At 27.7% G+C, this 14847-nt stretch carries 8 protein-coding genes; 2 read left to right on the top strand and 6 right to left on the bottom strand.

Going from position 1 to position 14847, the window contains the following annotated elements; translation table 11 throughout:
* Positions 1 to 1350 (top strand): hypothetical protein, encoded by a 1350-nt coding sequence (locus B5F09_RS10565; RefSeq protein WP_087374075.1) that lies wholly within the window; start codon positions 1 to 3, stop codon positions 1348 to 1350.
* Positions 1343 to 2791: a helix-turn-helix transcriptional regulator gene (locus B5F09_RS10560; protein WP_087374072.1), complete on the top strand. Its 1449-nt coding sequence runs from the start codon at positions 1343 to 1345 to the stop codon at positions 2789 to 2791. The genes B5F09_RS10565 and B5F09_RS10560 overlap by 8 nt, the downstream gene beginning before the upstream one ends.
* 18 nt (positions 2792 to 2809) lie before the next feature.
* Here the strand turns inward: B5F09_RS10560 and B5F09_RS10555 are convergent, their stop codons facing one another.
* The 6 genes from B5F09_RS10555 to B5F09_RS10530 all read right to left on the bottom strand — a co-directional run.
* A complete protein-coding gene (locus B5F09_RS10555) occupies positions 2810 to 3523 on the bottom strand; it encodes a hypothetical protein (RefSeq protein WP_087374070.1) in 714 nt (237 codons plus the stop codon).
* A gap of 104 nt (positions 3524 to 3627) precedes the next feature.
* Complete coding sequence (locus B5F09_RS10550) at positions 3628 to 4746, bottom strand: leucine-rich repeat protein (protein ID WP_087374068.1); 1119 nt, start codon at positions 4744 to 4746, stop codon at positions 3628 to 3630.
* A 19-nt stretch (positions 4747 to 4765) separates the two neighbouring features.
* Positions 4766 to 6205: a leucine-rich repeat protein gene (locus B5F09_RS10545; RefSeq protein ID WP_158095839.1), complete on the bottom strand. Its 1440-nt coding sequence runs from the start codon at positions 6203 to 6205 to the stop codon at positions 4766 to 4768.
* Positions 6206 to 6318: 113 nt separating this feature from the next.
* A complete protein-coding gene (locus B5F09_RS10540) occupies positions 6319 to 8763 on the bottom strand; it encodes a leucine-rich repeat protein (RefSeq protein ID WP_087374065.1) in 2445 nt (814 codons plus the stop codon).
* Positions 8764 to 8881: 118 nt separating this feature from the next.
* A complete protein-coding gene (locus B5F09_RS10535) occupies positions 8882 to 11020 on the bottom strand; it encodes a dockerin type I repeat-containing protein (protein ID WP_087374063.1) in 2139 nt (712 codons plus the stop codon).
* Between the two features lie 122 nt (positions 11021 to 11142).
* The coding region (locus tag B5F09_RS10530) for a leucine-rich repeat protein (protein ID WP_158095838.1) at positions 11143 to 14847 on the bottom strand (3705 nt) is incomplete at its 5' end.

Here is a 14847-nt window from a genome sequence, read left to right as displayed (position 1 = left end):
ATGAATATTAATAATTTTTCTTTACTTTTAAAACAATATATTCACGAAAGCCAATATAATGTAGTAACTATTTCTAAACTAACTGGCATACCAAGAACTACTATTCAAAAATATATGTCCGGTATTCAAATGCCAGCTAATTATGGGCCTGTTGAAAAAATAATTAAATTTTTATCTTTATCGATTCATCAAAAAAACGAACTAAAAAAAGCGTATTTCATTGAAAAAGTAGGTTATTCAAAACAACAAAAATTAATTAAATTAAAATCAATTCTTAATTTATTAAATGACTTTTCATTCAAAGCTACAAATTACAATATTCATTACAACTTCCAGAAAACAAATAATTTTGCTAAAAATCCTGAAGAATTGAAATTAATGGTTCATTTTATTTTAGAAGATGCTCTTAAAACTACCAAAAAAGTTCAAATACTCATTAATAGTGATAATGATTTATCTGATATTATATACTTCTATGCCAAAAACAATCCGGATTTAATGGTAGAACAAATCGTTAATTTAAAAAAATTAGATAACGATATTGATTCTTCTAATTTAAATCAATTTCAAAAACTACTTCCTTTAATGTTATTAGACAATAAAATAACCATTAAATACATGTATAGTAAAATTGATAACACAAACTTTTATAGTATATTCCCATATACTATCAGTTCTAGAAATTATGTTTTACTTATTAATAGTGATTATTCACTCGGCATGTTAGCAGATGATGATCAAAAATATCTAAAGAATGAATTTAATAAAAAAAGCAAATTTTCAAAACAATTATTTTATAAATCAAACAACACAATTGACTATTTAAATTCACTTTTTAATTATCCAAATGCTAAATATCAAATCTTTAGCTATACACCATTTTTTATTCATTTTTTGTTTACATCAAAACAGTTAGCTTTAATTGATCAACAAACAAATGAAAAATATTTAAATTTCAAAGAAGCTATTGATAAGTTTATTAAAACAAATAAAATATCTTTATTTTTTTCTATTAAAGATTTCAATAATACACTAAAACAAGATAAATATCTAACTAATAAAAACAACTATAAAAAAATATTAAATAATATTATCGAAAACCATTATTATAATATTCATGTTTTCAACAATAATAAAATAAGTTTTCCAAACAACTTAACAATTATTACCAATCAAAATTCATTAGTATTTTTCTTCGATACTTTTAGTATAACAATATATGAAAATACTATTTGTCATGATTTTTTATTACTAGATTTGTTATTTGAAATTGAGGAGTATTGTTTTAAACATGATGAAAGCATTAAAATATTAAATCAAATAATTTGTGGGAGATATGACAATGGATAAAGTGGAATTTTCAGTTTTATTAGATTATTTAATAAAAAATTCTTCATATAGTATCAAAAAACTAGCTGAAGAAACTAATATAAATCGTACTGTCTTACAAAAATATATTTCTGGTGATCGTTTTCCTAGCAGTTATGCCAACATCGAAAAAATTGCTGATAAATTAACATTATCCAAGCAGCAGCGAGAGCACTTGTATAATGTCTATAAAATCGAAAAAGTAGGTTATCATAAATATGAATGTCTTAAATCAATTAAACAAATAATCGAAAATATTAGTTACCCTAAAGATGTTAGCGATTATGATTTTAATATTGATTATACATTTGATAGTGTTAGTAACTTTGCAACTAATAAAGATGAATTAGTTATGATTGTTCGTTATTTAATTAATCAAGCCAAACAATCAAAAAGTCATAAAATTAAAGTATATTTACCTAAAAGCAATGAGATCTTTAAAATTATTTTTGATAATTTAAAATCAAATAGTTTATTATCAATGGAATTGTTAATCAAAATTTCTACTACTGACGCTAATCAGCTTGATAATATTAAACAATTTGAAAATCTATTACCGATTATATTTTTAGATAATTGTAATATTAGATATCAATATAGTGACTTATCACTTATGATTGAAAATCCTTTTTCTTTTCCTTATCTAATTTCTAGTGATACTTACACTTTATTAATTAATACCGATTTAACATCAGGGATTCTATTAGAAAAAGATATTAATGATTATTTATCTAAACAATTCGATAATAGTTTTAATAAGGCTGACCCATTTTGTAGAAACATTACATCAGTAGTAGATATTGTCAATTATTATGTTCAATCATATGATTTTAGTAATCCAAATGCCGTCAATGATATTCGTTCTTTTTCCTTTGAACCATGTATTGTTCCTAATTTAGATCGCTATATCATTCAAGAAAAATATACCGGTCCTCAAGAATATTTACAATTTATCGCCGATTTTTTACTTACATACATAAACAAACAATTAACCCATATCAAAGAAGGAAAGAAATTTGTTTTTTATTTTACAAAATCAGGATTAAAATCATTTTATAAAACCGGTCGTGTCAGTGAAATACCTAACCAGTTTTATAAACCGTTTTCTAAAAATGAAGTAATACTAATACTTAAAAGAATGTTGAATCTCGCTAAAAAATATAGTAATTATCAATTTTATATTGTTAAAGAATCAAAATTCAACATTCCTAATAAGTTTAGTCTTGTTTTGAATAACAAAAATGATGTTTTATTTAGTATTGGTGGTAAAAATGATGATACTTCAGTTAGCATTGTTCTATTAGAACCAATTCTAAAAAACGAGTTCTATTCACTAACTGAATTAATTGAATTAGAAGAGTGTTATTATGACTTTGAATATAGTATGCAGTATTTAGAAAACTTTATAAAAAATCCAGGATAAACTCATATTGAGCTTATCCTATTTTTTTACTTTCTTTTTAAAAATTACAATTATCGCAACTACTACAACTACTATTATAGCGCCTATCCCAATTATAAAATTAATATTTAAAGATTCATTTTGTGCTTTTTTATCTTCTTTTTTCTCGTGATTATTTTTTACATCACTGGCATCTTGTTTGGAAGCTTCTGTTTCATTATTCTCCTCTTGTTTATCAATTGCTTCGTCTTCATACTTTTTCATTACCGAATTATTAATTAAAGAATCACCTTTAGTATTTTCTACTTGAATAGTACTTTGATTTATCCCTTCAATCCCTATACCTCCGTCATTAGTTAATTCTACTTGGTCAACTGTTATTCCATTGCTATCAATCTGACCATTGTTTAACGGCTTAAATTCAATTAATATTAAATCTCCTTGTATAGGTTTAGTTGCTGCAAAAACGACTCTAATTTTATTACCTTCATTTTGATAGTTTTCGTTTACAACAATAATATAGTTTTCATCGTTAACTACCATTATATTAGAAATTTGCATACTAGTATTATCATAGCTATAGGTTATATTTCCCCCATAAGCCTGTACACTTTCATTTACCCGTAATACTAATTCCACATTCCCATTTTCTAAACTTCTTTTTTCAACAACAATATTTTCATCAGCATATATGATTTTAAAATTACTTAAAACCATTAATATCATAACTACTATAGCAACTATTTTTTTCACAATAATTTCCCCTTTAATTATTATATTTAAATTAAAACTGCCTATAATATATATAAAATATTCATAGTAATATCTCAAAAAAGTCGTCAAAAGACGACTTAATATTATAATTCAGTAATCAATCCAGCATCATATCTTAAAATCCGTACCGCATCACTATAATTAACAATTCCATCATCATTAACATCAGCTGCTTTTTGTTGTAACTCATCTAATATAGTTAGCCCACTGTCGGATTGTAAAATTAAAACAGCATCACTATAATCAATTACACCATCTCCATTAATTTCACCAGGTACATTTTCTCCAACGATTTTATATGTATAATTATGTCCGACTGCATAATTATGAGCATATGTACCTTCATAAACATACCAAGTATAATTAGGCAAGTAATAAGAATCTTCTATATTTACCACACTTTCCGGAAATACTATACGTTTTAAATTATCACAACCTCTAAAGGCCTCACCATCAATAATTGTAGTTCCATCAGCTATACTATAACTTTGTGCCTCTCTAGCGCATGGATACATAAGCAATTCCAAATCATCGCCATTTTTTTCATATAACGCATCATTAAAAGATATATATTTTTCATTACCTTCTTCCACAATAATACTCTTAATAGTTTTTAATCCCTGAAAGAATCTTTGTCCCCAATAATCATTACCTAAATCTGAAATATTTTTATGTAGTATAATAGTTTCAAAACATGAAGATTGCATTGAATTAGGTGTTATACTTTCCAAATTAGGATGAGTATCTAAAACAGATTGATTGCTCGGACAATTATATAACACAGTATAGTCTTTTGAATATAAAGCGCCATTATACGATGCTAAATATGGATTTTCTTCATCAACAATAAACTCATTTACTTCACCATAAGTAAAAGGTGTCCGAATCCAGCTATCATCTTGGATAGTTACTATATCACCTTTGATATTTTTTGATATAGTTATAGAATCAACTCCATTTTCATCAAAAAGAAAGAGCCAATCAAGTCCAGTTACTGGATAACCATTAATTTCTTCAGGCATAACTATGTCCTTATCAGTCCCATAATAACCATATAAAGTGACCTCATCATTATAAACCTCATATTCAAATCCATTATACATTGGATGATCATTTGGACCATATTCTTCGGCTGACACATTTACAAAAGCTGTCAATAACGTGCAACCTATGCTAAGAAATGCTAATAATATTTTTTTCATTTTCTACCACCTCAAAATTTTAAAATCCTGTAATCAAACCAGCATCATATCTTAGAATCTGTACCGCATCACTATAATTGACAATTCCATCATTATTTACATCAGCTGCAATCTTTTGTGATTCAGACAATTCTAATATATCACTATCTGATTGTAATACTAACACAGCATCACTATATCCGATTTTATCATCACCATTAATGTCGCCTAACTTAGTATCTGAAATAATTTTATAATCCATATCATTTTCAATTGCATACTGTAGACCATACGAATTTTCATAAACATTTAATATAGCATTATCACAAGAAACAAATATTCCTTGATCCATATAACTTATACTTTTAGGAATAATTACATTAACTAAATTAGGACAATTTCTAAAAGCCCATCCTGAGATTTCTTTAACACCTTCAGGAACGATAATTTCTTCTATTGCACTACAATTACTAAAAGTCCCTGATTCTAATCTGTATAAATTATTTGACAAAGTAACGTTTTTTAAGTTCTCACACCCTAGAAAAACATATAATCCAGTTTCTGTAATTCCATTTCCCATATCTACAGATACTAAATTACTACATCCTTGAAATACCCCTCTGTCCAAATATGTAATGTACTCAGGAATTGTTACAGTTTCCAAACTAGTACAATCCATAAACGCATAAGAACTTAATGATGTCATAGTTGTTGGGAATTTAACGCTTTTAATATTATTACCTTTAAAAGCACATTCAACTATTTTTGTTGTACCTTCTGCAATTTGATAAGTTTCTGTTTTTTCCCCTAACAAATACTTTAATAAAATAACTTCGCCATTACGCTTTTCATATAAAGCATCATTTAAAATACAGTAGTATTGATTTTCCTCTTCTACTATTAAATTCTGTAAATTTTCAAAACCACTTAAAATACCCAAACTATAATCTTGTACTATTTCATTTACTGAACTTGGTATAGTAAGAATCTCATAGTCAGTATTAATAAAAGCTCCACCGTCAATAACTTCTACTCCACGATACAATGAACTTGTAGTTTGATTACTTGGGCAACGATATAAAGTTTTTAAATCTTTTGAATAAATAGCTCCATTATATGATGCAAAACTTGAATTACTTTCATCCACAATATATTGACTAACCCTCGTATTTCTAAACGGTGTTTTATCAATGCCACCATATGGAGAAACTAATTTAGTAATACTATCAGGTATTGTAATAGAATCAAACTCTTTTACACTTGTTCCAGTAAAAGTTTCACTAATTGTCGTAACCATTTGTCCGTTAATTTCTTTAGGAATTGTAATATTTGTATCTGTACCATTATAGCTGCTAATTACAATCTCTTCGTTAAAAATATAATACGAAAAATCATTATATTCTTCAGCAGATACATTTATAAACGATATTAATAATACACACAATAAACTAATAACAATAGACAAAAATTTCTTTTTCATAATACGCCCTCCTTTTCTAATTATAGAAATAGTTATCCTCAAGTTATATGTGTTCTTTAAAATGTGACATATAAAATGAAAGCTACTAGTCATTTGCTAGTAGCTCATTATTTCTAAAAATCAGTTATTAATCCAGCGTCTTTTCTTAAAATCTGTACTGCGTCATTATAATTTACAATACCATCTTGATTTACATCTGCTGCTTTTCTTTGAGTTTCTGTTAGCTCAATTAATTTACTATCAGCTTGTAAAACTAATACAGCGTCATTATAGCTAACTAAACCATCATCATTTATATCTCCTATTGATATAAATTCACTATCTGTAATAATATATTCACCAAAATATACTGTTTTAAACACCATACAACCATCTTCATATTTAGCATTCATATCAACATATTGATTATTTTCATCTAAATAGTAAACTTTACAATTATCAATATCCATTTCTTTAGATATTGGTATTTTTACCTCACATTCTTCATCAATCGCAACACTTTGTCCATTATTAGTCAAAGCAATATCATACATAACAAAATTATTAAATGTATCAGATACCAAATCAAAATCTTTTCCTGATTCTATCTGACTAGTAGTTAAAATGGTATTTTCATTAGTATTGTCATTTTTTTGTGTGTCAACAATAATGCCAATAGTGCCATCATTTAATTCATTGATAACCTTATATTTAAAAGGTTCCACTCCTTCCCAATACGTTCCATCCTCAATTTGAGCATTTATCTTCTCTATATTCTCTTTAGCATATGAATTATCATATACGTAATAAACAATACCAGAATTATCTTTTAACATCATGTAATTGATACTCTTTGGTAAAACCATTTTCTTTACTAAAGGACAGTTATCAAAAATACTTCTTTCATAATAATTTTCTAAACTATTCAAATCTATATCTTTTAACGATTCGCAATTATTAAATATAGCAAAAAGAGTATCACCATTTGTATAACTATCTGGTAACTGAACACTTTCTAAAGAAGAACAACCATTAAAGTTATTACCAAATCCAAAATTATTTACGTTAGGATAAATTATATTCTCTAAATTAGTACACTCAGCAAATGAAAAATATAATATATCCGTAACATTTTTTAAATTTACACTTTCAATGTTTTCACATGCTCTAAACGCTTCTATTTCGATGCACTGGGTATTTTCATTAATTTCAACATTCGCAGTTGTTCTATCAAAAAATTTTAATAAAACATTATAATCTTTGGTATATAAACCACCATTTTCGATAACATAATAATCATTTGCTGGATCTACTGTTATATTAGTTATTGAATTACACCCTTCAAATACATAATTTGTACTATCATAATATTGACCTGTACCAACTCTTGATTCGTGCAAAGTAGAGATATTCTTAGGTATATTAATAGTTTTTAAATTAACACAATCTATAAAAGCGCTATTGCCAATCGATTCTAAATTTTCAGGAAGAACAATTTCTTCAACATTACTATTGTAGCTAAAAGCTTTATCACCAATTTGAACAACATCGTTATTGACTACAATTTTATTACCACTTGTATTAGCTAAACAATATATTAACTTACTCCCTTTATAAAGAACATCATTTTCAAATTTAAAAGTTGAATTATTTTCATTAATTGTAATTTTATTTAAAGATGGACAATCTATTAAACAATTAACACTTATATCATTTAATCCTGATGAAAAAACAATCTCTTTCAAATATTCATTCTCTAAATACCCTATTAAACTAGTGATATTTTCAGGGATATTATAAATTTCATTAGTTTTTCCTGGTGGATAATAAGCCATTCTATCATTTTGATAAACAATTCCATCATTGCTATAATAATTTTCATTTGCTTCATCAATAATTACTTCTTTAATCGCCTTACAATTGCCAGAAAAAATATTATATGTATACATATTGTTTAAACGTTCTACTGTCTTTGGTAAATATATACTTTCTAATAAAGGACAATCGTAAAAACTAACATAATTATAATTTGCATATATTTTTACACTTTTTAATAAAGGTAACTTATCAATTGATAAATTTTCTGTCCCAGTTACTGTTTCTGGAATAGTCAAATTAACTATATTACTATCAAAAAAACAATCATTTGCTAATTGAGTAACTTCTTCTCTAATCACTAAATTTTCTACTTCTTTTGTACACTTTATCAAAACATCGTATTGACTACTATACAAAACACCGTCCTCAACGACATAGTGACTGTTACCAGGTGCTACTTCGATTTTATTTACACCTAAAGGTATTCCACCATCAATTTGTGTTACACTGCTAGGTATAGTAAGTGTATTAATCATATCTAAATTTTGACATGTAAAATAAGATATTTTATTTACCGTCTTACCATCTATAGACTCAGGAATTGAAACGTCCGGATTAGTCCCTTTGTAGCCAGTAACCATTATTCCATCACCATTTAACCAATAAGAAAATTCACTTCCCTCACTTGCTGATACATTTACTATAACCCCGCTTAGTACTAACATATAAGTTAGTATTATTACACTTATTTTTTTCAGCATATCTTCAACCTCCTTGAAATTAATTTTATTACTAAAAAAAATATAATAATAGATGTTCTAAAAACTGTGTCACTCATTATTATTTAAAAACCCACTATACATTAGTGGGCTTTGTATTCTATATAAATTCTTTAATCAATCCAGCATCATATTTTAAAATTTGTACTGCATCATTATAATCAATAATATCATCACCATTTACATCAGCTGCTAATTTTTGTAATTCTGTTAATTCAATCAACTTACTATCTGCTTGTAATATCATTACAGCATCATTATAGTTAATTGTTTTATCTTGATTAATATCACCTAATAGTTGCTTTATATCTTCATCACTAACTATATAATCTAGTGATTTTGTTACAGTATTTGTTCCATCATATACATCAACATATAAGGTATTTACACCAGCTACCTGAGGAATCCATAAACAATTCGAATTATCACCTTCATAAATGATTTCTTTTTTTCCATCACTGTTTAGTTGATAAAATCTATAGTTTAAGTCACTTTTTCCTCCAGTTGCTTCAACAGATAAATTTACTTTATTTTCTTTTTTTTCAGCTGTAAATGATAATATTTCTAACGGTCCATAAACAGTGAAATTATAAGTTTTACTTAAACTAGGATTTAATTTTGACCTAATAACAACTTTAGTACTCCCTGCTTTTAACCCTGTAAAATATCCACTGTAGTTATAAGCATTGCTTGCAGTCCAAGATAAAACAGTTGGATCATCAATTATTATTTCAAACTTATCATCGTTATCTCTAGGAGAAAAGTCTATTAAACAATAACTATTCGCCCCTACATCAACTTCGTCTATAACATAACTATAGTAACTTCCATATCCGGTATCATTCCAATACACCGACATAGATTGTATATAAGTTAGATATTCTATCAAACCACAATGTATACATTCATTTTCAACTGTTCCTTCTGCACTATTAATAACTCCATTAAGCTCAAATTCATGGCCATTAATTATCTCTTTAGTAGAAGCAGTACTTAAATCTGACAAATTAATTTCATAAAAATTTATAATATTTTCGTCCCATGTATACCAAACAATTTTATTTTCTATTACCACTGGTGAACAATCAGATAAACCACCACATAATTGATAGATATCACTTATCATATTACCATTACTATCTATTTGAACATAATAAATAGTATCATTTCTTGTCCATAATAACATAAATTGATTATTATTAATTTTCACTAAATGAGGTGTTGATGTTGTTCCATCACCTTCATCATAGTTAGTAATCTGTTTAGTTGTAATTTCTTTATTATTTTGATTAACTACCCATACATAGATATTTCTTGTTGTTCTTGAAATAAAACTTTCATCTTGAATAACTGAATTGCCTGCAATCAAATAATTGGAATCCGATATTTCAAAACCACCAACAGAAGCTCCAGTTGTATTTTGTCCTAATTCCCCTTCAAACTTATATACTTCAGTATAGCTGTAAGGATGCTCGTTTAATACGATACATCGAGGAAAACCATCACCATGATCAACTGATGCAATAACACCATCTTCTGTAACTTTAATAAACTGATTAAATGAATGGCTAACATACGACATACTTTCAAATTGTGAATATGCATCAGATACTGTCATATCAGACATTTTTACTACAATCGTATAATTTGATTGATGATTTAAGCCGTCACTAGATGCATACATTTCATGGCTAGTCCTAATAAATAGATAATCTTCATAATCATCCATTCTTACAGTACCAGCTCTAAAAGGAACGGTAGTATTACAGTTACTCAAACTCGCCGAATCAATATAATTCCAGTTTTTATCATATTTATTAATACGAAAAACTTCTAAATCATTATCTTCTTGCCGATTTAATTGACCAGAAACAATATAATAATTACTTGAAGTTTCATAAAATCCACCAAAAATAGATAACAACCTCTCATCAATAATTTTACTATTTATAAGTTGATAATCATTAGTATAGTATTCTACAAGTACCCTTCCATCACTTAATGCCTGAACACGCATCAAATTACCATCACTTGTTTCCGTTAAATATGATTTAATGGTACTAGCCCAAGTATAATAATTTTGATCATCGATATTATCTCCATTATAAACTGTACAACTTTGCCATTTAGATTTATCACTATTTTCTGCATAAACATAACTAGCATGTAATGTAACAGATGTTAATATACAAAATATCGAAACTAAATAAATCAATATTTTTTTTAATATTTTTCCCATTTTATCTTTCTCCTTTTTGATTAGATTTTATTATTTAATCAAAAAACATATAATATTTTGACTATTATGTCATACTATGCTAAAAATAGAATCCACTAAAAAATCAGCGGATTCTAAGTTATTTATTCAAAACCAGTAATTATTCCTGCATCATATCTTAAAATTTGCACTGCATCATTATAATCAACTATCTTATCTTTATTAACATCGGCTACTGATTTTTGTAATTCCGTTAATTCAATCAATTTACTATCTGCTTGCAACAATATAACTGCATCGCTATAATTAATTAAATTGTCATTATTGACATCACCTAACAAATATTCTGATTTAACGATTATTTTACAATCAACATATATGTCTTCATACTCATCTAATGTATATCTAATAACCGCTTCACCTGCTTTATTAGCTTTGATATTATTCCCATTAATTGAAATAATTTTTTCACCACTTAATATACTCCATTTTCCACTAACATTAGCTTTTGGATATACTTTTGGCGTAATTTCAATTGTATCATTGACGTTTAATATATAAGCAGATTGGTCAATCACTATTGTAGGAAGAATATTTACATCTTCTGTTACTTTACCAACAAAAACAGTTATTACTTTTCGTAATTCAGTTTCTGGAATAGTTATAGTAATATCAACTTTTCCATACATATTAGCATTTATTGTAAATCCATCTATACTAACATTAGAAATTGATACTATTTCATCTGAATCAGACGAAACCGATATAGAGTAATCATCTGTCAAATTAATTACTTGTACAGGTACAAAAATACTATCTCCCATTTTTATATCCACATTATCAGTAGTAACAATTTCTGTATTTTTATTAACCAGTAATATTTGATTATAACTATCAATAGATATATCTGCATAACTACGAAGTGTTTCATCCATTGCAATATTACATGTACTTCCAGGGGTTAATAACTGATTATTAGTAAAGCGCAAAACATACTCTTTAGCATAATTGACACCCTCTGGATTAACCTTACTTTGGTCATATTCCAAAATATAAGGAATATTATTACCCTTATCATCAGTAATTTTTATCGATGAAATAGTTTCAGGCTTCATATATTTTGAAAATACTATATTAACATAATCTGCATAAACACTAATATTTTCAACCATAGGTTTTTCCTTAGAAATCATTCCAATATTTACTTCAGTTTGTGGTGGTGGAACTGGTAACCATTCACTATATACTGTCTCATAGCCTTCCTTTTCGTATTTAACTTGCCAATATCCTTCTGGCACATCCCAAGCATATCTACCTTCAGAATCAGTATACAAAGGATTCATTTGTTCGTATTCAGAAGCATCCCACAAAATCGCTTCAGTATCTTCTAAATTTTCCTTATAATACGCTGTTGTTTTTACTCCTTCAAGACGATTATTTTCTACAGCTTCATAAACATAACCACTCGGATCAATTTTCCAATCTATTCCATAAATATCATAACCATTTTTAATACAATAAGTTCGCATTTCCCAGAAATATGTAGAAGTTGATCCTATCATTTCGAGCATACCAGAAAAAACTAAAGCCACAGGAGCAGTAACTCCAAACGAAGCTGCCAATAAAGGTAGCAAAGCCATCATAATAGTATAGTTTTTTTGATCTTCAAACAAGGCCTCAGCTCTTCTAACAGCCTCACTTTTATCTGTAATACCAGGAGTCTGATATATTTCGTTAATTAAAGCTTCTTTATCTTGATAAAAATCATAAATTTCACTGGCAGTAGAAGCACCTTTTGCTAGTACACCTAAATATGGTGATAAATCGCTTAATTTAGTATAAGACCCTGTCGGATTTAATTTCAATGTAAGTTTTACAGCTCCATCTACAAGCTCTAATCCTTCCTTAGCAATTATAATTACCGCTTCTGTTGAACTACGATCAGATGCAAATAAGTATTTTGAATCATCGAGACCTGGTATAAGCATTGCCGAGACATCAAATGTATCTTTAAAAATACCCAACCATTCTCCTACGTCGGTACCATCTGCAGCATCTAATTGAGAAATAGCCATATCAATTGATACTCCCGCCAAATCGGCAGACACATCCGAAAAATCAAAGCGATAAGATGTATTATTGCCACTATTTTCAATCATTGATACTTGTGTTTTTTTCAAATCATCACTTGTTTCAGTATATCTTGCTTCCCAATCAAATTCTTGACCAACTTTAACTTCTTCCTGTTTCACATTATATTCAACAGATAATTTTCCAGGGACATATGAATGATTACTTTCATCAAAATATCCACTAGCTATATATTGACCTGTATTTTCATTATATTCAGCCTCTATTATTTTTCGTTCATTATTACGAGTACTTACAATATATACATTATTAATTGTTTCATCATTTGTAAAATCAGTAACAAAAGTAAATGGTATTTCTGGATTAAACGAAATACGTGGACTTGACTTTGCATTCATTAGATCAATCATAGTATCACTATGATTATTATAATATAGTTTGAATTCTGTCATTTCAGGAATAGCAGTAGTATACAAAACATTAACTTCTGTTGTTTGTGTCTCATCATTAGCATTTACTGCCTTAATAGTATAATTTTTACCATTTTCGACACTTGGTAAAGACAACTCAGCTTGATACTTTCCCGTTTTTAATGTTGTTACAGTCGTTTGGAATTCATCATCAATATATAAATCAACCGGGATAGATGTACTTCCAAGACCTTGAACCATAATACTAGGTTTAGATGTTGTTGTATTAGTTTCGATGGTTAGCAACGACCTTGAACTATTATCAAAGCCTAATAATTCTTTCTGAACCTTTCCATCTAATTGATATTGATATATAGCTGCTGTTGAAAGACTTTCAACCGAATTAGGAGCAAATCCAAAACTAATATCACCATTAGCCTCAGTAACATCTATTATCAACTTTCTCCCATCAATTGTATAGTCATAACAAAATTCACCATTTACTCTAATTTGTTCTTCATAAATACGAGAGTTTTCTGGAATATAAAAGATTATCATTCGATTTTTAGAATCTAAAAATATATCCTCTTTAATATTATAATCAACATTAACTTTAACACACCCATTAACATTAAGGGCATTATAATCAACAGCATAATTACAATCACTTTCTATAGCTAAATCACTATAATCGTCATACTTATAAGTTTTCAATTTTACTGATACATTATTTTCTATCGTCGAAATATGAAACGGGCTACCGTAATTACAAATTACAGTTATGTTGTCACAATTTTCTACTGCACTAATATCAAATTTTTCCACATTATCAGGTATATCTAACACTAATAAATTATCACAGTTTTCAAATGCATAATCACAAATTTCAATAATTGTTTCTGGAATTGTAATCTCTGTAATAGCAGGACAATTAGCAAACAATCCTTTCGCTATTGTCGTAATTCCTTTTTCAAATGTTATGTTTTTTAATCCATCGCATCCATAGAATGGACCGTGCACATGACCACCAGCATATTCATAGATATATGCCGTCTCTGTTTTAACTAAACTTTTTGGTATCTCAATTTCTGTTATCTTATCACAGTTATAAAATGCGTGTGCATACATTACTTCTAATGATTTCGGTAACTTCACATCAGATAGCTCTGTACATTCTGCAAATGATGCTACACCTATCTTTGTTACCTTATCCTTTAATTCTATTTTTGTGATCTTGCCACATTTTCTGAATGCATGGTCTCCTATTTCTTCTACATTTTCTCCAAACTCCACCTGAGACAGATTGCTTGAATAACCAAAAGCTGTATTACCAATTACAGTGACTGT

The organism is Erysipelatoclostridium sp. An173 (genome assembly GCF_002160495.1).
GTDB classification, from domain to species: Bacteria; Bacillota_I; Bacilli_A; order Erysipelotrichales; family Coprobacillaceae; genus Thomasclavelia; species Thomasclavelia merdavium.
Note: the sequence above shows the minus strand (reverse complement) of the source record. Positions and strands in the feature narration are given on the sequence as shown.

What these genes read in the sequence shown, in the direction of transcription:
- B5F09_RS10565 (WP_087374075.1), top strand. Translation starts at nt 1, where the DNA reads ATGAATATTAATAATTTTTCTTTACTTTTAAAACAATATATTCACGAA.
- B5F09_RS10560 (WP_087374072.1), top strand. Translation starts at nt 1,343, where the DNA reads ATGGATAAAGTGGAATTTTCAGTTTTATTAGATTATTTAATAAAAAAT.
- B5F09_RS10550 (WP_087374068.1), bottom strand. Translation starts at nt 4,746, where the DNA reads ATGAAAAAAATATTATTAGCATTTCTTAGCATAGGTTGCACGTTATTG.
- B5F09_RS10545 (WP_158095839.1), bottom strand. Translation starts at nt 6,205, where the DNA reads ATGAAAAAGAAATTTTTGTCTATTGTTATTAGTTTATTGTGTGTATTA.
- B5F09_RS10540 (WP_087374065.1), bottom strand. Translation starts at nt 8,763, where the DNA reads ATGCTGAAAAAAATAAGTGTAATAATACTAACTTATATGTTAGTACTA.
- B5F09_RS10535 (WP_087374063.1), bottom strand. Translation starts at nt 11,020, where the DNA reads ATGGGAAAAATATTAAAAAAAATATTGATTTATTTAGTTTCGATATTT.